Genomic DNA, 22982 nt, shown 5'->3' on the forward strand with positions numbered 1-22982 from the left:
CCGGCAGTGAAATACCCGACACCGGCGTACTAGTACGCCCGGCCGGCAGTGCGACGTGACCGGGGTGACCGGGTGAGCCGACCGGAGGCGCCCTACCTGCGCATCGTCGACGAGATCCGACGCCGCATCGCCGCCGCCGAGCTACGCCCCGGCGACCAGGTGCCCTCCGCCCGCCAGATCAGCCAGGAGTGGGGTGTCGCCATCGCCACCGCCACGAAGGTGCACGCCGCGCTACGACAACTGGGACTGACCGAGGCGCGCCCCGGCATCGGTACCGTCGTGGCCAGCGCCCCGAAGCCCGCGCGGGTCCCGGCGGACGAACGCGCCCGACGGCCCCGTGGCCCGGCACGACCACGAGGCGAGGGCGAGCTGAGCCGGGAACGCATCGTCGGCGTCGCGATCGCCGTCGCCGACGCGGACGGCCTCGCCGAACTCTCCATGCGCCGGGTCGCCACCGAACTCGACGTCGCGACGATGTCGCTCTACCGGTACGTGGCGGGCAAGGACGAGCTGCTGCTGCACATGATCGACACGGTGTTGGGCGAGGAGGAGGTCCCGCCGCCGAGCCGCGAGGGCTGGCGGACCGACCTGGCGCGGATCGCCCGACTGGAGTGGCGCACCCTGCGCCGCCACCCGTGGCTGGCCCCGGCGATGTCGATCACCCGACCCCAGCTCACTCCGAACACCCTCGCACTCACCGACGGGGTACTGCACGCCCTCGACGGACTCGGCCTCGACTCGGAAACCCAGCTGTACGTGCATCTCACGCTCTTCAGCTTCGGCCGGGGGCTGGCGGCGGCGATCGAACCGGAAACCGAGGCGCAGCGCGACACCGGCCTCACCAACGACGAGTGGATGGATTCCCAGCAGGCACGGCTGGCGGAACTCGCCGCCGCCGGCTCGCCGCTGCTGCGGATGGCCCTGCGCAACGACTTCGACTTCGACCTGGACAGGCTCTTCGAGTTCGGGTTGGCCCGCCTGCTGGACGGGCTGGCGCGGCACCTGTCGGACGACGGCGGCCCGTGAACGGACCGTACCCCTCCAGCGGGTGCCAGCCCTCGGACGGGTGCCAGCCGTCGGAGCGGCGGTACCGGCACGGAGATCCAGGCCCAGCCCAACCCGGCCACACCGACGGACTGGGCCCGGCCCGACACCCTCACATCTGCCGTGGCGGCTGTTGCTGCTGCTCCGGACGCGGCGACAGAGCCGGCCGGACGACACCCGGCGGCGTCGTGGCGCCGATCCCCGCACCCGCCTCCCGGACGATCCGGTCCATGGTCCGGGCCAGATGCTCACTGCCGTCGTCGAGATGCCGGGCCGCCGCCTGCATGTGCGAAATCATCATCTCGCCGAAGATCCGCAGCGCCTCCCGGGTCGCGACCGTGTCGTCGAAACTCGACCCGGCCGACGCCCGGTACTCCTGCACCGCCCGCTCCGCCTCGTTCCGGGCATCCTCGGCCGCCGCCCGCAGATAGTTCTCGTACTGCACCCGGGCGTACTCGGCGACCCGGCGGGCGTAGTCGTGCGCCTGGGCGATGATCTGCTCGGCCTCCCGCTGCGCCGCCGAGAGCAGGTTGACCTCCTTCGCCCCCGGCAACTGCGGCCGGTTGTCGGCACTCGGCAACACCCCGTGCCGGTGCAGCTCCACATGGTCGTGCAGCCGCTGGTTCTCCGCCCGCAGATCCGCCACCTGGGTCGCCAACAGGTCCAACTCGTCGGCCACCTGATGCCGGAACCGGTCGACGTCCCGCTCGTCGAAACCGCGCCGGGTGAACGACGACGTGCTGAACTCCCACCGCCGGACCCGGTCCGCGGTGATCCGCACCCGGGGACTGGGACCCGACACCGCCGTGGCGCGGTCGTACTCGCTGATCGGGCTGGCGCTCACTGCGTACCTCCGTCTGCCGGCCGCTGCTCCTGCACGTCACCGATCCGCCGCCCGGGCGAATACCACTGCCCGCCCAACGCCTCGTAGTGCAGTTGCCCGGCGTGGTAACCCGCCTGCGCCAAAGCGTTGACCGCACCCGACACCATCGGATCGGACCCGCAGACGAAGACGTGCCGGTTGCGCCAGTCGCCGTCGGCGAGGGCGCGGTCCACCACCTGGACGAACTCTCCGGGCCGGGACGGGTCGGCATTGACCACGTACGTCACCCGCAACCATGGGCACGACGCCACCAGCTTCTCGGTCGCGTCGACGTCGTAGAACTCGGTACGGGACCGGGCACCGACGTAGGCGTCGACGCGCCGGCCCCCGCCGGTCGCCGCCACCTGCTCCACCAGCGCCTTCAACGGCGCCCAACCGGTACCGTTGGCCAGCAGCAGCAGGTCACCACCGCCGGACGCCTGGCGCAACGTCAGCCGCTCCCCCACCGGCGCCGCCAGATGCACCTGGTCACCGACGCTGGTCGCATACACCAGCCGGGAACTCACCGCCCCACCCGGCGCCGCCCGCACGTGCAACTCGATCGTGCCGTCGCTGCGCGGCGCGTTCCCCGGCGAGTAGTAGCGCCACGCCCGGGTCGCCGGACTCGACACCCCGATCGACTGACCCGCCTCGAACGGCAGCAGATACTGCGGCCGCAGCGTCAACACCGCGATGTCGAACGTCCGCGGCTCGTGCGCGACGACCTCACCGACCCACCACGGCGGGCTGACATTCTCCGCCGCCGTCGCACCGTCGATCATCACCTTCGAGACCAGCCCGTACGCCGCCGTCCAGTCCTGGGCCAGATCCTCGGTCCAGTGCTCGCCGAGGAAATGCGCCAGCGTGGCCAGCAGCGCCTCACCGACCGCCGGATAGTGCTCCGGCCGGACCGCGAACTTGCGGTGGTCGGCGCCGAGAGAGTGCAGGAAACCGACGAGCTGGTCCACCTGGTCCACATTCGACACGACGTGACCGAGCGCGGTGACCAGCCGGTCCCGCTGCCCGGCCATGTTCGTCGGGAACATCTGCCGGACGTCGGGATGGGCGAGGAACAGGGTCGAATAGAAGTAGAGCGGCACCTGGTCGCCGTGCCCGGCGACCAGGTGCCAACTCTGCTTGAGACGAGCGATGTCCACGGGTCAGACGCCCGCGGAGGTGCCGCTCGACACCACCTGGTCGCGCACCGAACCCAGCGTCGCCCGTACGTCGTCCAGGATGTCGTCCGGCACACCGAGACCGGTCAGGGTGTCGACCAGGTGCGCACCGACCCGGGCGTAGTGCTCCTCCGGAATGTTCAGCGGCTGGTGCGCCTCGGCCAGGTCCCGGCCGGCGTAGTTGTTCGGCCCGCCGAGCACCACGGTCAGCATCAGCACCATGTGCCGCCGCTGCTCCTCCATGTTCACCGAGGTGAAGTAGCCGACCAGTTCCGGGTCGGCGAGCACCCGGTCGTAGAACAGCCGCACGGCCGCCTTGACCGACTCCGCCCCGCCGATCCGCTCGTAGTGCGAGGGGCGGGCAGCCGAACCGTTACCGTTGGTCGGGGCGCCGTCCGCGGGGGATGGTACGGCGCTGTCTTGTGGATCCGTCACGGTCTTCCTTCCGGCGCGACGGGGATCGCGCGGCGAGTGGGGGCGTAGCACCGACAGTGCCGACCCGGCGGGCGGATGGCCGACGGGTGACACTGGGTGGGGACACTACCGCGCCCACCCGTTCTGTGTCATCCAACCCGAATCGGTGTCATCCATACCCAACCGGCTCGGCAATCATCGGGCTCGATCCGATCCGGACCATCATCCCCATCGGACGCCGCCCCGGCCACCCCGGTCACCGTCAGCGACGACCACACCGCCGGCATCGAGCCCGCGTCAACCGGCGAGCGCGTCCCGTACCCCCGGCTCGACCGGCCCCAGAAACACCGGATCCCGCCCGCTCACCACGTCGTAGACCGCCTTCACCGCCGCGAAGTGTTCCCGGAACCCGCCCCACCGCCAGGCCCGCTCGAACCGGCGTACCGAATCGTCACCGACACCGACCGCGTCCAGGCCGACCCGCCGGCACACCGTGACCGCCCGCTCGATGTGGAAGCTCTGGGTGACCACAATGGCCCGATCGACACCGAAGATCCGGCGAGCCCGCGAACACGAGTCGTAGGTGTCGAACCCCGCAAGGTCCTGCACCACCAACCGGGCCGGCACACCCCGCTCCACCAACCAGCGACTCATCGCACCCGGCTCGTCGTACGCCGAACTCCGATGGTCCCCGGAGACCAGAACCGCCCGGACCTTGCCCGCCCGGAGCAACTCCCTGGCCAACTCCAGCCGAGCGGCCAGGAACGGCGCCGGAGTACCGTCCGGATCCACCCGGGCACCCAGCACCAGCGCCACCGGCGCCGCCGGAACCTCGGCCGGCTGATACACGTGCTCCCGCGCCGACTGCCGCACCCAGACCACACTGCCGACCACCGACACCGGCAACAGCAGCGACACGACCAGGACCCCGGACACCACCCACCGACGCCAACGGCGGCCGGCGAACCGACGCCGACGGTCGGAACCGGACGACCCGGCCGCAGCACCGGGCGACGAAGCAGACGGCATACCGCCAATTATGCGATAACGATCAAGACGGGCCGGCGGCGGCGACCCCGGACCGGTACACCTCGACACCCCGGCCCCGACGCGCCTCCCGGCGCGCGACGTCAGCCCGCGCGGCGCCGGGCCCGGCGCGCCGCCAACTCGTCACCGGCCGCCGTGGCCGACGACTCCGGCGACTCCCCCGCCAACGGCGTCTCCCCGGCCGGCTCCGCCGGCAGATGCGACAGCGAGCCCTGGACCTCCTTGAACGCCCCACCGATGGCGATCCCGAACACCCCCTGCCCACCCTGCAACAGGTCGACGACCTCCTCCGGAGACCGACACTCGTAAACCGTCGTCCCGTCCGAGATCAGCGTGATGCCGGCCAGATCCGCCACCCCACGCGACCGCAGCGCGTCGATCGCCCGCCGGATGTTCTGCAACGAGACCCCCGCGTCCAGCAGCCGCTTGACCACCTTCAGCACCACCAGGTCCCGGAACGAGTAGAGCCGCTGCGTCCCCGACCCCGAGGCGTCCCGCACACTCGGCACCACCAGCGCCGTACGCGCCCAGTAGTCCAACTGCCGGTAACTGATCCCGACGGCGTGGCACGCCGTCACACCCCGATAGCCGACCGAGCCGTCCTCCACCGACGACCCGGCCACCGGGTCGTCCTCCGCCACCCGACGAGACCCGTCGACGTGCCGCTGATCCAAACCCTGAGGATTCGACCTACCCGGATCAGGGTCCTGTGGCTCATGCATCGGACAACCTCCCCGCCCGTGCGGTGACACGTCGTTTCCGGGACGTGCACCCCTCGACAGGCCAACCCTATAGCCCGGCTGGAGGCTTCCCCCGCAGGAAATGCCGCGACACGCCGCACACGGGGATCACCGCAGGGTTACCCCACGGCCAATCGATCGTTACCCCGGCACCAGCCCACCACCGGCGACCCGACAGCCGCCGCCGAGCCCGCGATCAGCCGGCGAAGTCCTCCGGGCGGACCTGCTCCAGGAACTCCCGGAACTTCTCCACCTCGTCCTCCTGCTCGTCCGGAATGATGATCCCGGCCTCGGTGAGCACCTGCTCCGCACAACGGATCGGCGCACCCACCCGCAACGCCAACGCGATCGAATCCGACGGCCGGGCCGACACCCGCAAACCATCCCCGATCAGCAGATCGGCGTAGAAGACGTTCTCCTTCAACTCCACGATCTCCACCGCCCGCAGCGGCGCCTGCAACGCGGCGAGAATGTCCCGCAGCAGGTCGTGGGTCAGCGGACGGGCCGGCTTGACCCCCTGCTGCTCGTAGGCGATCGCGGTAGCCTCCACCGCCCCGATCCAGATCGGCAGATAACGGTCGCCCTCGACCTCTCTGAGCAGGACGATCGGCTGGTTGGTGGGCAGCTCCACCCGAACCCCGACCACGCTCAGCTCGCGCACCGCCGCCTCCGTGTCGTTGTCGTCGTCCCCACCACCGTCCTGCGGCGGCCGATGCTACCCGCCGCCGGAGCCGGTATGCCCCTTCCCTGCACGGTACACGGGCTCGGATAACACCGCCCCACCCGCGCGCCCGGCAACCACCGCACCGCACGGGTTACCCCGGGAAGCGTACGCCACGCCCGCCGCCGCAGATCTTTCCCGCCGGCCGAGTGCGCCAGCCCACACCAGCCACCGCCCCCGGCCGGACAACCACCCCGGGACGGCACAACCACCGCCCCGCCCGTCACCGGCCCAACGTCCCGCGCAGCCCCACCCGGACCAGCGCCGCATGCAGCCGCTGCGACAGCCCCACCAGCTCCCGCGCCGCCTCCGCCGCCCGAGCCCGCGCCGCCGGATCGTTCTGCCGAGCCAACGGCGCCACCAACTGGGCGAACAACCCCACCTCGCGATCCGCCGCCGTCCGGTAACCCCGCAGATGCCTCGGCTCCAGCCCGTACGCCGCCAACCCCGCCACCGCCTGCGCGATCACCAGCGCGTCCGCGTCATACCAGCCGGGCGGCTGCGACACCACCAGACCCATCCGCTCCAACTCGGCCAACAACGCCTCAGCCAGCCCACTCCGGGACAACAACTCCGTCCGGTCCAGCCGGGTCTCCGACGACTCACCGACCGGCGCGGCCAACTCCCGCCCCGGCACCTCACCGTCCGGCCCCACCGCCACCAGCGACGGCCGATGCCGCTCCGACCCCGGCAACCCGTCCCGATCCGCCTCCGCGAGCTGCTCCCGGATCACCCGCAACGGCAGGTACTGGTCACGCTGAGCCGTCAACACGAACCGCAGCCGGGCCACGTCGTCCCAGCTGTACTTGCGGTAGCCCGCCGGAGTGCGTTGCGGCTCGACCAGACCCTCGGACTCAAGGAAACGCAGCTTGGAGATGGTCGTGTCGGGAAACTCGACCCGAAGCTGCGCCAGCACCTCACCGATACTCATCAGCGGGCCCTGCTGCACCTCCCCCTGCGGTCCGTCGTGACCACGGGTGGAAGCCGGAGGGCGCGCGCCGCGCGGTTCAGGTGGAAAAAGATTCGGTGGCTGGCCCCGAGCGGCCGCCCCCGGCCCGGGAACAGCCGCCGCCGCACGATCGCTCACCCCCGGACGGCCCCCTCCTCCGGACGCGGACCGGCGATGAAGACCAGCCGGAACTTCCCGACCTGCACCTCGTCACCATTGCTCAGCGTCGCTGCCTCGACCCGCTCCCGGTTCACGTACGTCCCGTTCAGGCTGCCCACGTCCCGGACGGTGAACGTGCCACCATCCCGGTGGAACTCGGCGTGCCGGCGGGACACCGTGACGTCGTCCAGGAAAATGTCACTGTCGGGGTGCCGGCCACTCGTCGTCACATCGTGGTCCAGCAGGAACCGGGCGCCGGCATTCGGACCACGCCGAACCACCAGCAACGCCATGCCCGGAGGCAGCGAACCTGACATCCGACTCGGAACGACGTCGGTCTCGGGCCCCTCCAACATCTCGTCGAGAGAACCGAGGTTCAGCGTCGATGTGACGTCGAGTGGGGGGAACTCGTCGTCTGGGCGCGTCATTGGGACCACCTCACGGATCTGTTCGGTCGGCGTCGGGTGTTACGGGTCTGGCCGCCGGGCGCCATCGAGGCCCAGCGGCTGGCTCCCCCGTGCCCGGGAAGGCAATTCCGCAACGCGCAACTATTGGTTCTCGGTCGACTGGGCGAGCCTAGCCAGCGCCGAAATACAGGGCAACCAGACGCGCGGACACAACCACGCGACGGCGTCACCACGATCAGCTCTCGGTCAGCTCCCGATAAGCCTCGGCGGTCAGCAGACCCGAAACCGCCGACGCGTCACCAGGCACCATCTCGACCAGCCAACCCGCACCGTACGGGTCGGTGTTGATCACTTCGGGAGTATCCGTGAGCTGCTCGTTGCGCGCCACCACCGTGCCGGTCAACGGCGCGTAGATCTCCGAGACACTCTTGGTCGACTCCACCTCGCCGAACGATTCGCCGGCCTGCACCGTCGCACCCTCGTCGGGAAGCTGGACATACACGATGTCGCCCAGCGCGTCCTGCGCGAAGTGGGTGATGCCCACCCGCACCGGTCCGCTGCCGTCGCCAGCCACCCACTCGTGCTCGGCGGTGTACCGCAGGTCCTCAGGAATCACCAGACGCGTCCTTCTTCGTCGCACCAGCCAAAAACCGGGACGCCGAGTCGCCGCCCCGACCGCCCCCGGTCAGGAGACCGGACGCGCATGTTGCAGATCCTTCGGCGGGCTGAGGGCCGTCACGTCGACCACCTCCCGCTCCTGGATCGCCACGTTACCGCCGTCCCCGCTGACCGATGCCACCACCCCGCCCGGGATGTTCAGTGCGGTTTGCATCGTCTTCGGATCACCGATCACCGTGATCATGAACGGTCCGGTCAACCGCCGTCCACTCACCGAGATACCGCCGTTCGCGTCGAGGAAGTACGTCGACGCGATGATCCGTACCGTGGCGCCGTCACCACCGGCGATCTGCATCGCCTCGGCCCCCGCACCCCGCAACTCCTGCACCGCGTCCAACACCCGCGACGCCGCGATCGGCTTGCTCACCGGCATGAAACTGACCGTCAACCCCGGCCCCCGCGCCGGCAACGTCCCCGCCAGGATCCCCAACTCGTCGGCCCGCCGGGTCGCCTCGTCCAACGCCGCCTGCCGCCCCTCGGCACCGGAGTTCAACTGACGCTGGCTCTCCTCCAGCGTCGCGATGTCCTGCCGGACCCGCTCCTCCTGCGCCTCCAGATCCGACAGGATCCGCACCAGGTCCTCCTGCCGGGTCGTCTCCAGCGACGCGCCCGTGGAGTTGGTCCGCACCTGCACCACCAGGGTGAACCCCAACAGCGCCAGCAGCACCCCGATCATCGCGTTCGCCGCCGTCAGCCTGGGCAACAACCGGCGAGCCCCCGACCCCGGCCCGGCCGCCCCCGCCGGCTCACCCGCCGCGATCGGCACCGTCTCGTCGTCCCCCGGCACCGTCGGGGAATCCCCCACCGGCAACGGCACCGTGGGGCCGTCCTCCGCCGACGACCGCCCATCGACCCCGTCACCCGTCGACAGCCGCACCGTCGGGTCGCCGTCGACCGAGACCACGCCCCGGTCGACGCCCGGGTCCACACCATCCGCCGGCCGGGTCACGGCCTCCGACGACCCGGCCGGCGCCGGCTCCGCAGACGCTCCATCCGGCCGGCCCGCAGCGCCGGCCGGACCGTTCCGCTCACTCGCTCCCGCCATCGCCGTCGAACCTACGCCCGGAACAGGTGCCGGCGAATAGCCGCCACATTGCCGAAGATCCGGACACCGAGCACCACCACGACACCCGTGGACAACTGACCACCGACACCGAGCTGGTCACCGAGATAGACGATGATCCCGGCGACCAGCACGTTCGAGATGAACGAGATCACGAACTGCTTGTCGTCGAAGATGCCGTCGAGCTTCGCCCGCACCCCGCCGAACACCGCGTCCAACGCCGCCACCACGGCGATCGGCAGGTAAGGCTGGAGCGCCGACGGAACCGTCGGATCCAACCAGACGCCGAGCAACACCCCGGCGAGCAACGCGAGCACAGCGATCATCGGCCGCCTCCAAGCGGACTCGGGGAACCCCCACCACCCGCCGACGACCCCGACGGTGTCGGCGCGGGCTCCGGCGAGGGCGTGGCATAGCGCAGCCGCGGCTCCGTCGCGGCCGGCAGAGTCAGGTCGTCGACCCTACGGAACTCGAACGACATCCCGTGCTCCTCGGAGACGCTCTCCAGCAACCGGGCCGCCGCACTGTCCCGGAACCGCCGCTCCAACTGACCGGGACCGATCGCGGAGACCTCGTACGGGCCGATCACCGGCTTGAAATCCACCAGGATCGCCCCACCCGCAGCCCGGATCGTCGAGGTGGCGGTCAGCCGCTGCCCGTTGATCGAGACCGCCTCCGCCCCGCCGCTCCACAACGCGTTCGCGATGTCCTGGAGGTCCCGGTCGAGCACCCGGCCGAGATTCGTCCCACCGGCACCCGTGACCGCGTCCGCCTCCTCCGGCGCGTCCGCGACCCGCACCACCAGACCGTCGCCGCGTACCCGGCCCAGTCCGGTCGCCGCCTCCAGATTCCGCAGGTTCGCCGCCGCACTGCCGGAGAGCGCGGCGTCCCGCTGCCGGAGCACCTCGGCACGCAGCCGGTCGGCCTGCGCCGTCAGCGCGGCGTTCTCCGCCTCCCGCTGCTTGATCTGCGCCACCAGCCCGGCCCGGGCCTTGCTGCGGCTCGGCTCCGCCGCCACCGTCTGGCGGTAGGCCACCGCCAGCAGCAGCCCCAGCACCACCAGGGTCACCAGGGTCACCGCCCGGGGCGTCGAACGGCGCCACCCCGTCGCCGGTGCGCCGCGTCGGCGACGTTCGGCCGCGTCGGCGTACCCGGGATCGAGCGGGTTCTGGAACAGCTCGGTGAGGAAATCGGCCGCGTACGTCCGCCTGCCCTGCCCGGTCATCCCACCTCCGCCCGCGCCGACCGGGTCGCCCTGATCAGCCGGCCCGCCTGCATCAGGTAGAGCCCGCCGGCCAGCCAGTACAGGCCCAGTCCCCACAGCGCCAGCCCCCAGCCGATCGCCCCGGCGACGGTAGCCGCCCCGGGCACCGTAGCCGCGAGCAGCAGCACCGGAAAAGCGGCCAGGAGTACGAATGTCGCCGTCTTGCCCAGATAGTGCACCGGCGGCGGACGGTGGCCGTACAGCCGCAGCACGCCCAGATTGGCGGTCATCACGACATCCCGGGCCAGCAGCGCGACGGTGAACTGCCACGGCACCACGTCGCGTACGGTCAGCGCGACCAGGGTGGCCAGGATGTAGAGCCGGTCGGCGACCGGGTCGAGCAGCTCGCCGAGCCGGCTGACCTGGCGCAGTCGCCGGGCGACGAAGCCGTCCACCCAGTCACTCAGGCCACCCACCGCGAGGACGACCACCGCAGCCCCGGCCGCCTCGGCGACCAGGAAGAGATAGAGGAAGAGCGGAACACCGAGCAGCCGCACGAAACTGATCAGGTTGGGGACGGTGAGGATCCGCCCCGTCGAGCCGACAGGCCCGGCGGCGGCGTCACCGGTTGGCTGGGCGTCATCCGCCCGCGCCGGCCGACGCGACACCGAACCTCCCTCCGCGCCACGGTCCAGCGTCCGCACGATGGCGGAGGACGGTCCAGAAACCGGTGCGCGCTCCGACCGACATCTCCCCCGGGAACAGCTGACGCATTCCGGACGAGCGACGGCACCTGTCGCAGCCCCGGCAGCGCCGTTTTCGGCTCCCGTGGCTGCTCAATTGCCGTGCCACTATATCCGGCCCGATTTTGCTCCGGCCGTCCGTGTCCGATGCTTTCGCTTTCGGTCGGCTGGGTGTGACGGGCGGCACGTCCCGTAAGCCATCCTAGGAAGCTAGCTCACGGGCTGGCGTGACGGATCGGGTGGTGGGAAAGGTCCGGGCGGTGTGCCGAACGGGTCGGGGCGGGTACCGGCCGGGCTGTCAGCCGCTCAGGCCGGCGCGGCCGAACAACGGGGCGTACCCGGACGGGAGCTGGGTCAGCACGTCGTTGAGTTCGCCGCCGGAGATGGCCTCGGCCAGGGTGCAGAGCACCGCGCTGGCGTCCCACTCGGCGGTCCGGGCGCTCGCTCCGGCGCCGGTGGCCACCCGGCCGAGGAACTCCCGCGCGCCGAACGCTCCGGCGGCACCCTGCCCGGCCGAGATCAGGGTGGCGGCCAGCGGGCCGGGCAACTGCGCGGCCAGGTCCTCCGCCTCGTCCGGGGTCAGCCGCTGGGCGAGGATGCCCAGCACCAGGTGGGTGACCCGTTCGGCCTCCGCCGGATCGGCGTACTCGCCACGGTCGCGCACCTTCGCGACGAACTCGTCGTACCGCACTCCCCCACCCCCGTAGCCGGCGTCCGGTACGCCGATACCCGCCGGCACGCCGATGATGCGCTCCGGCGGGTATCGGGGCGGCCGGCTCAGACCCGGGTGACCCGTACGGCGTCGGCGACCACGTATCCGGCGGCACCGCTCCACCGGCTCACCCCCACCACGTTCTTGTCCCCGGCGGTCAGCGTGAAGGTGCCCAGCGAGCGCCAGCTTCCGCCACCGGTGCTCTGGTCCACCACCACCGTCTGGTTGCCGCTCTTGGCCAGCACGATGTACGGGGTGGCGGTGTTGTAGCCCGCGATGCCCGGATACCAGGCGTCGATCCGGTACGTCCCCTCGGCCGGGATGTTCACCCTGTAGTACGCCACGTCGCTGATCGCGGCCGGGTCGGCGTACCGGTAGTCGGCGCCGTACCGCTCGGCGGAGTACGTCGAGGTGAGCCAGTTCGCGCTGGCGGTGAACCGCCCGCTGGTGGTGTTGTCGACGATGGCGCTGAAGGCCGGTGGCGGGGTGCTGCCCCCGTCGAGCGCGTCCGCGACGTCGGCACGCAGTTGCGGGAGCATGCCGTAGAGCATGTTTCCGGGGCAGGCGGTGGCGACGTAGTCGCGGTGTCCGTAGATCCGGGACGCGGCGATGCCGTACTGGTCGCAGATGTAGGCGCAGAACTGCACCAGACTGTCGTAGAGCGCGGCCGTCGGGGTGGCACTGGTGTAGGTGCCCTCGTTCTCGATGCCGATGCCCTTGTCGTTCTGGCCCGGGCAGTGCGCGCCGACCACCATGCCGCTGCCGGCACGCAGCCGGGACAGGCTGTTGTGCCGGCCCTCCATGATGTAGCCGCCCCGGCTGATCGTGAAGTGCTGGCCGGAGTCGGACCAGCCGTTGCCGTCCATGTGGAAGTTCTGGATGCTGCGGGCCATCGCGAAGGCCGCCGCCTGGGTGTAGTTGGTGGTGTTCGACCCGGCGGTGTGGTGGATCACGATCTTGTCGGGCGAGGACGAGATCACGCTGAGCGAGCCCGGCGACCGGGCGCCCCAGGTGGCGCAGCTCGCGATGGTGGGGACGGGTACCGCGAGCGCGGTGGCCTCGTCGGGCGCGGCCAGCGCCGGTGCGGCGCCGATGCTCGACAGGCCGCCGGTCGCGGCGCCGACGCCGAGGAAGACCGCGCCGCGTACGACGTCGCGGCGGGAGAGCGGGTTGCCGGTCACGTGGACCTCCAGGGAAGCGGGGGTTGAAGGTTTCCTTGATGAGTGCCGGAGAGATTGAAGGAATTTTTATCAGAGGATCGACGTCCGCCGCTAGAGCCGAGCCGCCGGAGCGGATCCCTTCCGGGATATAGGCATATTCCGATAGGTTTACTGGGAATGCCTGCCGGGTCGACCGTGGACAGGAGAAGTCATGACCAGATGGACTCCCGACCCGACCTTCTACGCCTCGCCCCGGGACGCCGCCGAGGCGCCACCGGAGAAACTGGCCTACGTCGCCGCCTTCGACCGCACCGCCCGGCGACCCGACGCGATCGCCGTGGTCGACGTCGACCCGGACTCCCCCGGCTACGGCACGGTGGTCGGCTGGACGGACCTGCCCTACACCGGCGACGAGCTGCACCACTTCGGCTGGAACGCGTGCAGCAGCGCACTCTGCCCGACCGCACCGCACCCGCACGTCGAGCGCCGCTACCTGATCGTGCCCGGGCTGCGTTCCTCCCGGATCTACGTCCTGGACACCCGGGCCGACCCGACCCGGCCCGAGGTGGTCAAGGTGGTGGAGCCGAAGGAGCTGGCCGACGGCGCCGGCTACTCCCGGCCGCACACGGTGCACTGTGGTCCGGACGGGATCTACGTCTCGGCGCTCGGCGGCGCGCACGGCGCCGACGGACCCGGCGGGATCGCCGTGCTCGACCACGACACCTTCGAGGTACGCGGTGGCTGGGAGGCCGACCGGGGTCCGCAGTTCCTGGCGTACGACTTCTGGTGGCACCTCAACCACGACGTGCTGGTCAGCTCCGAGTGGGGCACCCCGGCCATGATCGAGGACGGGATCGTCGGCGAACTGCTGCTGGGTAGGAAGTACGGGCACGCCCTGCACTTCTGGGACCTGCGCCGGCGGCGGCACGTGCAGACCGTCGACCTCGGCGACCAGTACCAGATGCCGCTGGAGCTGCGCCCCGCGCACGACCCGACGAAGACGTACGGCTTCGTCGGGGTGGTGATCAGCGTCGAGGACCTCTCCGCGTCGATCTGGGTCTGGCACCGCGACGGCGAGCGCTGGGCGGCCACCCGGGTGATCGACATCCCGGCCGAGCCCGCCGACCCGGAACTCCTGCCCGACCTGCTCAAGCCGTTCGGCGCGGTACCGCCACTGGTCACCGACATCGACCTTTCGGTCGACGACCGGTTCCTCTACGTCTCCTGCTGGGGCACCGGCGAGCTGCGCCAGTACGACGTCAGCGACCCGTTCCACCCCGTGCAGACCGGTGCGGTACGCCTCGGCGGGATCGTCGGCCGCGCCGCCCACCCGGCCCGGCCGGAGCTGCCGCTGGCCGGCGGACCCCAGATGGTCGAGGTGAGCCGGGACGGCCGGCGGGTCTACCTGACCAACTCCCTCTACGGCGCCTGGGACGACCAGTTCTATCCGGACGGGGTCGGCGCCTGGCAGGCCAAGCTGGACGTCGACACCGAGCGGGGCGGGATCACCCTCGATCCCCGGTTCTTCCCGCACGGCGAGGACTTCCGGGGACTGCGGGTGCACCAGACCCGCCTACAGGGCGGTGACGCCTCCTCCGACTCGTACTGCTTCGGGTGAGCTGGAGCCAACTGGCCGGCCTGGTCGCGCTCGGCGCGTTCCACGGGCTCAACCCGGCGATGGGCTGGCTGTTCGCGGTCGCCCGGGGCCTACAGGAGCGTCGCCGGGCGGCCCTGTTCGGGGCGCTGCCGGCGATCGCGGCCGGGCACGGCGCCTCGGTGGCCGTACTGGCCAGCCTGGTCACCGCGACCCGTTCCGTACTGGCCAGCACCGTACTGGCGGTGTCGACCGGTGTCCTGCTGGTCGGGTTCGGGCTGTGGCGGATGCTCTCCCGCCGGCACTTCCGCTGGGTGGGGATGCGGCTCTCCCTGGCCCAGCTCGCCGGCTGGTCGTTCCTGGTCTCCTCCGCGCACGGTGCCGGCCTGATGTTGCTCCCGGTGCTGTTGGCCGGGCCGGCGCCGGTCGACCCGGGACACGGCGCGGGGCACGGCGGCCACCTGGCCGGAGCCTCGGTCGGCGCGCTGGCCGGGCTGGCCGCCGCCGGTGTGCACACCACGGCGATGTTCGCGGTGGCGGCCGGCTGCGCGCTGCTGGTCTACGAGGTGCTGGGCACCGGGTTCCTGCGCCGGGCCTGGTTCAACCTGGACCGGCTCTGGGCGGCGGTGCTGGTCGCCACCGGCCTGGTCACCCTGGCCACCGCGTTCTGAACCGGTGATTGGCGGGCGGCGAGGTCTGCCGGCCGTCGTCGATGCTGCCGAACTCCGCGCTCCGGGTTCAGCCGACCGGGGTCGACTCCTCGGCGGCCGGCACCTCGTGGTGGATCCGGCCGGCCAGCGCCGACAGCCGGCTCCCGGTGCCGCCCCACCGGCCGGCGACCACCTCGGCGGCGATGCTGACCGCGGTCTCCTCCGGGGTACGGGCGCCCAGATCGAGCCCGAGCGGTGAGGAGAGCCGCCCCAGCTCCGCCGCGGAGAGGCCGGCCGCGCGCAGCCGGGCCAGCCGGTCGTCGTGGGTACGCCGCGAGCCCATCGCGCCGACGTAGCCGAGCGGCAGCCGCAGCGCGACCTCCAGTACCGGCACGTCGAACTTGGGATCGTGGGTCAGCACGCAGACCACGGTGCGCCCGTCCACCCGGCCGGCCTCCGCCTCGGCCCGCAGGTAGCGATGCGGCCAGTCGACCACCACCTCGTGGGCGTCCGGCAGCCGGCGCTGGGTGGCGAAGACCGGGCGGGCGTCGCAGACCGTCACCCGGTAGCCGAGGAAGGCGCCGATCCGGGCCAGGGCGGCGGCGAAGTCGATCGCCCCGAACACGATCATGCGGGGCGGTGCGGCGTACGCCGCGACAAAGAGCAGCAGGTCGTCGCCGCGACGTTCACCGTGGTAGCCGTACCGGAGCGTGCCGGTACGGCCGGTCGCGAGCAGTCCCCGGCCGTCGTCGGTGGCCGCCGCGTCCAGCCGGTCGCTGCCGAGCGAACCGGCGGTGCGGTCCGGCCAGACCACCAGGCGCCGGCCGAGCCGCCCGGCCGGGTCGGAGTTCCCGGCCGAGACGCAGGTCAGCACGGCAACCGGTTCGCCGGCCCGGATCGACGCCGCCACCTCGGCGAACTCGCCGAATCCGGTCGGGTCGACCCGTTCGACGTAGACGTCGAGCACGCCCCCGCAGGTGAGCCCGACCGCGAACGCGTCGTCGTCGGTGACTCCGTACCGTTGCAGCGCCGGCTCTCCGGTGGCGGTGACCTGTCGGGTCAGGTCGTAGACGGCACCCTCGACGCAGCCGCCCGAGACGCTGCCCACCGCGGCGCCGTCCGGGCCGACCAGCATGGTGGCACCCGCCTGGCGGGGCGCGGAACGCCAGGTCGCGACGACCGTCGCCATTCCGACCGGCTCGCCCGCCCGCCACCACCGGTCCAGTTCGTCCAGCACGTCACGCATGACCCGCTCACCCGTACCCGTTCCGTCTGCTCCGTCGGCCGGCCAACCACCCACCTGCGGTGCTCCGGCATGGTTGCCGGGCAAGCGGGCGGCATCCGTCGATCGTCCCATATGTCCGATCGCTCGCGCCGGCCCACCGCGGACCGCACTGCGAGATTACGCGGCCGGCCGGACGTCGGGTACCGGCCGTCACGCTGCGTGAATGGCCCGGAGCCGGGCGGGTAGACCAGCCGGGACGGCGCCGACACGACGGGAGGCAGCCCATGCCAGGACCACGACCGGGCAGCAACGCGTACGACGTGGAGCGTGCGCGGCTGCGCAAACGCATCGACGACTCCGGTCGCCGGACCAACGACGGCAAGGCCGACGAGACCGCGAACCGGTATCTCCAGGAGGAGCGTGGCCGACGGGGCTTCGTCCGGGGCGAACGGGGACTCGGTCCGAAGGGTGAGCGCGGCCCGGGAGAGCCGAAGTGACCCGGCCGGCCGCGCTCGGCAACCTGCTGGACCGGCCGGCCCCGGGTGGCCCGGTCGTCGACGCGGTGGACGGGGCGATCGCCGGCGCGGTCGGCAGCGTGGCGCTGAACGTGGTCACCTACCTCGACATGGCGCTGCGGGCGCGACCGGCCAGCACCACCCCGGAGCAGAGCGCCCAGCGGCTGGCCGAACTGCTGCACGTGAGTCTGGGGCCCGAGGACCGGGCGGCGAACCGCCGCTCGGGCCTCGGGCCCCTGCTCGGCTACGCCACCGGCGTACTGGCCGGGGCGGCGCTCACCGTCGTCGGGCTGCGTCGCCTCCCCGGGCCGGTGGCGGCCGGGCTGTTCGGTGCCGGAGTCATGCTGGCGTCGGACGGCACGTTGACGGCGCTCGGCCTGACCGATCCGCGGCGGTGGAGCCGGACGGACTGGCTCTCCGACATCGTGCCGCACCTGGCGTACGGGGTGGCCGCCGTCGCCACGCTCGGCCAGCTACGGCGCGCCCGGTGACCCCGTCGGAGGTTCGTCATCGCCGTCCCCTTCCGTCCCGCCACCCCCATGGTGGGCGCCGGCCGGCGGTGCTCCGCCGACCGGCGGGGTGCCCCGGGGGAACGCAGCCGTCCGGCTCGCCGGGCGGGTCACGCACGACCGGGTACCCGACGGGGGGATACCCGGTGCGGGTGCCGCCATTCGGTCGGCCGCCCCGGTGCGTGCGGCGGCTGCGCGGGTAACCGGACGCAATGAACCGTGACCGCGCACTGGTACGGGTACTGCTGGACCGGCAGGGCCGCACGTACGCCGAGGAGGCGGGGATCCGGCTCGCCGACCGGCCCGGCCCGCTCTACCAGTTGCTGCTGCTGACCACGCTGCTCAGTACCCGGATCCGGGCGGGTGTGGCGGTGGCCGCCGCCCGGGAACTCTTCGCCGCCGGCTGCCGTACCCCGCAGGGCACGGACGCGCTGAGTTGGCAGGACCGGGTCGACGCGCTGGGTCGGGGGCACTACCGGCGCTACGACGAACGGACCGCGACGATGCTGGGCAACGCGGCACGACTCTGCCTGGAGCGCTGGAACGGCGACCTGCGCCGGTTGCACCGGGAGACCGGTGACGACCGGGGCGCACTCCGTCGCGAGCTGACCCGGTTTCCGGGCATCGGGCCGACCGGAGCGGACATCTTCCTCCGGGAGGCGCAGGCGGTCTGGCCGGGCCTTCGCCCGTACGCCGACCGCCGGGCGGTGAACGCGGCCGGCCGGCTCGGTCTGCCGTCCACACCGGACAAACTGGCCAGGCTGGTCGGTGGCGCCGATTTCCCACGGCTGGCCTCGGCCCTGGTCCGGGTCTCCCTCGGCCAGCAGTCGATCGGCGAGCTGACCAGGGCGGCCGGCGCCCGCTGACGAGCCGTGCGACCGCTGGCGAGCCGTGCGACCGCTGGCGAGCCGTTGCGCCCGCTGGCGAGCCGTTGCGCCCGCTGACGAGCCGTCCGATCGCCGGCCCGGGGCGGTCGCCGGTGGTGGACCGGTCAGCTCACCGGCTTGCCCGAGGTGGGCCTGGTCAGGTACCAGACGGTCAGGCCGGCGGCGACCGCCAGCAGTAACACGGTGTTGGTGACCCCGCCTCCCTCCCCCTCCCGTCCGGTGCTGCCGAAGTAGATGACGGCGAGCGCGGCGCCGATCGACAACAGGGTCCGCAGTCCCTTGTTTTTCACGCAAACCATATTAATTACGACAGAGCGTTCATCTTCTCGAAAACGGTCAAGAAGCCGCGATCCGGTGACCGGTGGGGTGCCGGCTCCGCGCCTGCCGTGACGGGGTACGGCTCGCGCGGCCGTACCCCGGCGGGGCAGGGAAATCCGGGCCGACCGATGGCCGTACAGTTCCGCCGTGACCGAAATCCGGACCACGGTCGAGCTGCGCCACCCCCCGGAGCGGGTCTGGCGGGCCCTCACCGACCGCGAGTTGCTGCCGAAGTGGTTCGCCTCGATCGAACCACGACCCTCGTCGATCAGCCGGTTCGAGCTGCGCCCCGTGGACCTGCCCGAACTCGACGATCTGATCGTCGTCGAGCTGGTCGAGGTCGACCGGCCACATCGGATGGTGTTGCGCTGGCCGGAGGAGGGCCAGCCGACCCGGCTGGAGTGCGAGCTGACCCCCACCGCCGAGGGCTGCCGGCTGACCGTCGTGCAGAGCGACGACGAGGAGCCGTGGCTGCCCGCCGACCCGGCCGGGCGGCAGGAGTGCTACCAGCGGCTGCTCGACACCCGGCTGCCGGCCGTACTCGACTGGTTGGCGTTCCGGGAGGTGGACCTCCCCGGGCCGACCCAGATCATCACCGCGGTGCCGGCCGGGCGGGCCGGGCCGGACCGGCGGTCCCGGCGTCGGCTCGGCGCCGCGCTGGCCGTGCTGGCCCTGGCGGTCGGCGCGGTGGTCGTGGTCGCCGGCCTGACCCGGGGCGGGGGCGGCGACACCCCCTCCGGTGCCACGGCCACCGTCGGCAGCGCCGCGCCGAGCACACCGCCGGGTACCACCGCCCCGGTCGCCCGGACCCCGGCCGGCGCGGCCACCCCGGTCCAGCCCAGCCGGCCGGCCCGACCCGGCGCGACACCCCGCCGGACGTCACCGGCCGTCACCACCGCACCGCCGAGGCCGGGCCAGCCGAGGCTGACCGCCAGCTACAGCACCCTGTCGAGCCGGCTCCTCGGCTATCAGGGCGAGGTGGTGGTGACCAACGACGGCGACGCCACCGCGACCCGGTGGACGGTGGTGATCACGCTCTCCGGCGGCGCCCAGGTGGCGAGCGCCACCGGGGCGGAGAGCTACCGGCAGGAGGAGCAGCAGGTCACCTTCACCGGCGCCCCGTTGGCGGCGAACCGGTCGGCGACGATCCGGTTCGAGGTCGAGCGCGACACCACGCTCACCCAGAAGCGGCCGACGAGCTGCGCCGTGGGCGACCAGCCGTGCGCCGGGCTCTGAGGCGGACGGCTCAGTAGAGCAGGTACGGGCGCCGCCGACGGTCGAACTCCGCCAGCTCGGCCGACCAGGCCCCGACCACGTCCGACACGTCCGCCCCGGCGTCGATCATCGTACGCAGCCGGGTGGAGCCGGTGAGCTTGTCGATCCAGTACGGCCGGGCGGCGTCCCAGCTGTCCGCCCGCCAGGCGAACGCCGGGTATTTGTGCGACTCGACCAGCATCGCCACCCCGGTCCGGACCGGGTCGAACCGGGCCGGGTCGGTGACCCTCACCTCCACGCCAGCGCAGAGCTTGTTGAGCAGGTCCGGCTTCTGCCCGGCGGCGGTCGGCGAGAAGTACGCCTCCCGGAACTCGACCCCGGGCAGGTCCCGGGCGACGAGCCGGTCCACCAGGTGGTAGTCGAAGTCGGTGGCCAGGCCGCCGACCAGCTCGAAGGGCCGGGTGGTGCCCCGCCCCTCGGTCATCGACGCGACCCCCTCGAACATGCAGGTGCCGGGGTAGGCCAGTGCGGTGTCCGGGGTCGGCATGTTCGGGCTGGGCATCACCCACGGCACACCGGTGTCGGCGGCGAAGTCGCCGCGCCGCCAGCCCCGGCACCTGACCACCGTCAGGTCGACCTGCCGGCCCACCTCGGCCGGCAGGAACTCGCCGTTGTAGAACCGGGCCAGTTCGCCGACCGTCATGCCGTGCTGCTGCACGATCTCCTTCTTGCCGACCCCGGAGGTGAACGGGGTGGTCATCATCGGCCCGTACGCCCGGCCGCCGATCGGGTTGGGCCGGTCGAGGACGACGTACCGGCGACCGAGGCGGGCGGCGGCGACCATCGAGTCGTAGAGGGTCCAGATGTAGGTGTAGAAGCGGGCGCCGACGTCCTGGATGTCGAAGACGACCGTGTCGACCCCGGCCTGGGTGATCAGTTCACCCCACTTGGCCTGCGAGGCGCCGTACGCGTCGTAGACGGTGACGCCGGTCCGGGCGTCGATCCCGGTCCCCTCGCTGCCACCGGCCTGGGCGGAGCCCCGGAAGCCGTGTTCCGGCCCGAACGCGGCGGTGAGCCGGACCCGGCCGGAGGCGTGCATCAGGTCGACCAGGTGGCGGTAGCAGGCGTCCACCCCGGTCGGGTTGGAGAGCACCCCGACCCGCTGGCCGGCGAGGACGGCGAACCGGGAGTCGACCAGCACGTCCAGTCCGGTGCTGACCCGCCGACCGTGCCCGCCGCCGCCGTGCCCGCCCGACCCGGAGCGCTCCGCTCCGGTGTCCGGGGCGGCGGAGGCGGTGCCGCCGTCGAGGGTGCCGGCGGTGGCGCCCAGGGCGCTCACGGCGGCGGTGCTGGCGAGGAACCTTCTGCGTTGCACGACGGCCTCCCGGGGCGGGGCTGCGGGCAGGGGAACGTGCCTCGGAAGTTACCTACATCACATTGGTTGGTCAAGAAGGAAAACTACGACAGGCGGGCGGACCGGCGGGCCGACCAGCCGGTCGGTCGCCGGGTCGGGGCCGGACTCCTCGGCACGACTCAGAGCTCCTCCGCCTCCAGGTCGCCGAGTTCGATGTTCTGGATCATCAGCCAGCGGGCCAGCGCCGGCATGCCGTACAGCCACAGCGGTGCGGACTCGGTGGTGCCGTTGGTGGCGTAGACGGCGAACCGCAGGTCGGGAGCGTGGACCGCCTCGATCCGCCAGCGGTGGTTCTTGTCCCGCCAGATGGCGGATGGGTCCATGCCCCTCACCGTAGTGCCGTCTCCGGTAGCGTCCGGCGGATTCTGTCGTACCCCCGGGGTTGGCTCGCAGCGATCGGGTTGCGTCACCGGCGGTGCGGTGGCGGCGACGGGACGGGAGCGGCATGGCCGACTACGAGTGGCTCGACGAGCACCACCTGCGCGAGGCGTTCTGCCTGACGTTCGTCCGGGACCCGGACGAGGAGGCGGTGCTGCGCCGGTTCGGCGTCGACCCGACCAGCCTCCGGTCGCTGACCGGCCTGGCCGGGATCGGCGAGCTGCCGTTCGACCACCTCGTGCTGGCCGGCCGACTCGACGGCTGGGTCTTCGTGCTGGAGGAGAACGGCTTCGAGGGAAGCCGGACCGAGGTGCTGCGGGCCGTCTCCGCCGGCACCGAGGCGGTGTCGGTCTACACCAACGTCAACGGCAACCAGCGGTTCGCGCACGCCGTGCGGAGTCTGCTGCGCACCGGGTTCGACCCGGGTTCGCCGGTACGACGCTGGGGCGAGGCACCGGACGCCCTGGTGCCGTTGATGCGCCAGGTGGGCCTGCCCGACACCGGCGACGCCGGTTGGTCCAGCGGCGGGCTGGAGGCCGCGCTGCGCCTCGCCGACCTGGTCACCGGCGTGCATCTCGCCGCCGACCGGCTGACCGGGCCGCTGACCACCGGCCGGCTGGTGCCGCTGCTCTCCGATCCGCCCGCGCTGCCGAGCTGGATGCTCCGGGACGACCACGAGCTGCTGACCGCGATCACCTCCGCCCGGCCCGAGCTGCTGCGCCGGGTGGTGGCGGCCGAGGCGCGGCGGCGCGCCGACGAAGCGGGGATCACCGTGGAGCCGGTGGTTGCGCAGGCGCTGGCCGAGGTGGACCGGGGTGAGACGCGCCGCGTGCCGGACGACTCGGCGCTCGGCCTGCTGCTGCGCGAGCTGGCCTGCCAGGCCGACGTCGCCGGCACCTCGCTGGCACTGCCGACCCAGCGGGGTCGGCTGACGGACGCGCAGCGGCAGCAGGCGTTCCTGCGGCACGCGGCCGGGCTGGCGGTGCTGGCGGCACTCTGCCCCGACCCGGTCCGGGCCGCCTACCAGGTGCTCGGCTGGGTGACCCCGGCTCGTGACCCGGCCCGGGTCGCCCGACGGGCGCGGTTGCTCAGCGCGCTACGGGGCTGACCGACCCCGATCCGGGCCGGGGTCGCGGCCAGCGTCGGACCCACCCCGTATGGTGTACGGTGTTCTTTGTCGTACACCATACGGAAATTGG

General features: G+C 72.2%; 27 protein-coding genes. 8 read left to right on the plus strand and 19 right to left on the minus strand.

The annotated features are described in order from the left end of the window. The first annotated feature begins 72 nt into the window (after positions 1–72). Positions 73–1026 carry a TetR/AcrR family transcriptional regulator C-terminal domain-containing protein gene (locus tag C6361_RS03800; RefSeq protein ID WP_234359305.1) on the plus strand — a complete coding sequence of 318 codons (954 nt, stop codon included), beginning with the start codon at positions 73–75 and terminating at the stop codon, positions 1024–1026. A 130-nt stretch (positions 1027–1156) separates the two neighbouring features. Here the strand turns inward: C6361_RS03800 and C6361_RS03805 are convergent, their stop codons facing one another. The 15 genes from C6361_RS03805 to C6361_RS03875 form a co-directional block, all read right to left on the minus strand. Beyond that, complete coding sequence (locus C6361_RS03805) at positions 1157–1888, minus strand: DivIVA domain-containing protein (RefSeq protein WP_234359306.1); 732 nt, start codon at positions 1886–1888, stop codon at positions 1157–1159. After that, entirely contained in the window at positions 1885–3063 is a 1179-nt protein-coding gene (locus C6361_RS03810; RefSeq protein WP_107266768.1) for a globin domain-containing protein, read from the minus strand. The genes C6361_RS03805 and C6361_RS03810 overlap by 4 nt, the downstream gene beginning before the upstream one ends. A gap of 3 nt (positions 3064–3066) precedes the next feature. Further along, positions 3067–3516, minus strand: a complete 450-nt coding sequence (locus tag C6361_RS03815) for a group 1 truncated hemoglobin (RefSeq protein WP_107266769.1) — start codon at positions 3514–3516, stop codon at positions 3067–3069. Positions 3517–3792: 276 nt separating this feature from the next. Further along, positions 3793–4434, minus strand: coding sequence for a vancomycin high temperature exclusion protein (locus tag C6361_RS03820; RefSeq protein ID WP_234359307.1), 642 nt, complete (start codon positions 4432–4434; stop codon positions 3793–3795). Positions 4435–4625: 191 nt separating this feature from the next. Then, the gene (locus C6361_RS03825) at positions 4626–5264 is read right to left on the minus strand and encodes a MerR family transcriptional regulator (protein ID WP_199853229.1); all 639 of its coding nucleotides are present in this window, start codon (positions 5262–5264) and stop codon (positions 4626–4628) included. 214 nt (positions 5265–5478) lie between these two features. Continuing rightward, complete coding sequence (locus C6361_RS03830; RefSeq protein WP_101365933.1) at positions 5479–5943, minus strand: bifunctional nuclease family protein; 465 nt, start codon at positions 5941–5943, stop codon at positions 5479–5481. 283 nt (positions 5944–6226) lie between these two features. Then, on the minus strand, positions 6227–6934 hold the full coding sequence (locus C6361_RS03835) for a MerR family transcriptional regulator (RefSeq protein WP_107263527.1): 708 nt from the start codon (positions 6932–6934) through the stop codon (positions 6227–6229). A gap of 152 nt (positions 6935–7086) precedes the next feature. After that, positions 7087–7539, minus strand: a complete 453-nt coding sequence (locus C6361_RS03840) for an FHA domain-containing protein (RefSeq protein ID WP_101365931.1) — start codon at positions 7537–7539, stop codon at positions 7087–7089. A 214-nt stretch (positions 7540–7753) separates the two neighbouring features. Continuing rightward, positions 7754–8134, minus strand: a complete 381-nt coding sequence (gene gcvH / locus C6361_RS03845) for a glycine cleavage system protein GcvH (RefSeq protein ID WP_107255821.1) — start codon at positions 8132–8134, stop codon at positions 7754–7756. 69 nt (positions 8135–8203) lie between these two features. Further along, positions 8204–9145, minus strand: coding sequence for a DUF881 domain-containing protein (locus tag C6361_RS03850; protein ID WP_234359308.1), 942 nt, complete (start codon positions 9143–9145; stop codon positions 8204–8206). A 107-nt stretch (positions 9146–9252) separates the two neighbouring features. Then, entirely contained in the window at positions 9253–9585 is a 333-nt protein-coding gene (locus tag C6361_RS03855) for a small basic family protein (RefSeq protein WP_107255823.1), read from the minus strand. Next, positions 9582–10484, minus strand: coding sequence for a DUF881 domain-containing protein (locus C6361_RS03860; protein WP_107266772.1), 903 nt, complete (start codon positions 10482–10484; stop codon positions 9582–9584). The genes C6361_RS03855 and C6361_RS03860 overlap by 4 nt, the downstream gene beginning before the upstream one ends. After that, positions 10481–11131 (minus strand): CDP-alcohol phosphatidyltransferase family protein, encoded by a 651-nt coding sequence (locus C6361_RS03865; protein WP_107270711.1) that lies wholly within the window; start codon positions 11129–11131, stop codon positions 10481–10483. Before C6361_RS03865 ends, C6361_RS03860 begins: the two co-directional genes overlap by 4 nt. A gap of 373 nt (positions 11132–11504) precedes the next feature. Then, positions 11505–11945 (minus strand): DUF2267 domain-containing protein, encoded by a 441-nt coding sequence (locus C6361_RS03870; RefSeq protein WP_199853230.1) that lies wholly within the window; start codon positions 11943–11945, stop codon positions 11505–11507. A 38-nt stretch (positions 11946–11983) separates the two neighbouring features. Then, complete coding sequence (locus C6361_RS03875) at positions 11984–13099, minus strand: N-acetylmuramoyl-L-alanine amidase (RefSeq protein WP_234359309.1); 1116 nt, start codon at positions 13097–13099, stop codon at positions 11984–11986. A gap of 190 nt (positions 13100–13289) precedes the next feature. Here C6361_RS03875 and C6361_RS03880 point away from each other — a divergent pair, with 190 nt between their 5' ends. Both C6361_RS03880 and C6361_RS03885 read left to right on the plus strand, forming a co-directional pair. Further along, positions 13290–14696 carry a selenium-binding family protein gene (locus C6361_RS03880; protein WP_107266773.1) on the plus strand — a complete coding sequence of 469 codons (1407 nt, stop codon included), beginning with the start codon at positions 13290–13292 and terminating at the stop codon, positions 14694–14696. Next, positions 14693–15343: a hypothetical protein gene (locus tag C6361_RS03885; protein WP_107266774.1), complete on the plus strand. Its 651-nt coding sequence runs from the start codon at positions 14693–14695 to the stop codon at positions 15341–15343. The genes C6361_RS03880 and C6361_RS03885 overlap by 4 nt, the downstream gene beginning before the upstream one ends. Before the next feature lie 67 nt (positions 15344–15410). On the opposite strand, the gene C6361_RS03890 is transcribed toward C6361_RS03885, so the two are convergent. Then, positions 15411–16568: an XdhC family protein gene (locus C6361_RS03890; protein ID WP_107266775.1), complete on the minus strand. Its 1158-nt coding sequence runs from the start codon at positions 16566–16568 to the stop codon at positions 15411–15413. Between the two features lie 263 nt (positions 16569–16831). On the opposite strand from C6361_RS03890, the gene C6361_RS03895 reads away from it, so the two are divergent. The 3 genes from C6361_RS03895 (at position 16832) to C6361_RS03905 (ending at position 18437) form a co-directional block, all read left to right on the plus strand. After that, positions 16832–17044, plus strand: coding sequence for a phosphatidylethanolamine-binding protein (locus C6361_RS03895; protein WP_107255829.1), 213 nt, complete (start codon positions 16832–16834; stop codon positions 17042–17044). A gap of 65 nt (positions 17045–17109) precedes the next feature. After that, positions 17110–17553 (plus strand): hypothetical protein, encoded by a 444-nt coding sequence (locus C6361_RS03900; protein ID WP_199853421.1) that lies wholly within the window; start codon positions 17110–17112, stop codon positions 17551–17553. Between the two features lie 230 nt (positions 17554–17783). After that, entirely contained in the window at positions 17784–18437 is a 654-nt protein-coding gene (locus C6361_RS03905) for a hypothetical protein (RefSeq protein WP_107255830.1), read from the plus strand. A gap of 125 nt (positions 18438–18562) precedes the next feature. On the opposite strand, the gene C6361_RS03910 is transcribed toward C6361_RS03905, so the two are convergent. Further along, positions 18563–18748 carry a hypothetical protein gene (locus C6361_RS03910; protein WP_369931256.1) on the minus strand — a complete coding sequence of 62 codons (186 nt, stop codon included), beginning with the start codon at positions 18746–18748 and terminating at the stop codon, positions 18563–18565. Positions 18749–18923: 175 nt separating this feature from the next. On the opposite strand from C6361_RS03910, the gene C6361_RS36825 reads away from it, so the two are divergent. Continuing rightward, a complete protein-coding gene (locus tag C6361_RS36825; protein WP_159079159.1) occupies positions 18924–20012 on the plus strand; it encodes an SRPBCC domain-containing protein in 1089 nt (362 codons plus the stop codon). Positions 20013–20022: 10 nt separating this feature from the next. Here the strand turns inward: C6361_RS36825 and C6361_RS03925 are convergent, their stop codons facing one another. Together C6361_RS03925 and C6361_RS03930 are read right to left on the minus strand one after the other, a co-directional pair. Continuing rightward, positions 20023–21366: an exo-beta-N-acetylmuramidase NamZ domain-containing protein gene (locus C6361_RS03925; RefSeq protein ID WP_199853231.1), complete on the minus strand. Its 1344-nt coding sequence runs from the start codon at positions 21364–21366 to the stop codon at positions 20023–20025. Between the two features lie 158 nt (positions 21367–21524). Further along, the gene (locus tag C6361_RS03930) at positions 21525–21728 is read right to left on the minus strand and encodes a hypothetical protein (protein WP_107255833.1); all 204 of its coding nucleotides are present in this window, start codon (positions 21726–21728) and stop codon (positions 21525–21527) included. Positions 21729–21850: 122 nt separating this feature from the next. Here C6361_RS03930 and C6361_RS03935 point away from each other — a divergent pair, with 122 nt between their 5' ends. Then, on the plus strand, positions 21851–22891 hold the full coding sequence (locus C6361_RS03935; protein WP_107266778.1) for a DUF6461 domain-containing protein: 1041 nt from the start codon (positions 21851–21853) through the stop codon (positions 22889–22891). The last annotated feature ends 91 nt before the right edge of the window (positions 22892–22982 follow it).

The organism is Plantactinospora sp. BC1 (assembly GCF_003030345.1).
Taxonomy (GTDB): domain Bacteria; phylum Actinomycetota; class Actinomycetes; order Mycobacteriales; family Micromonosporaceae; genus Plantactinospora.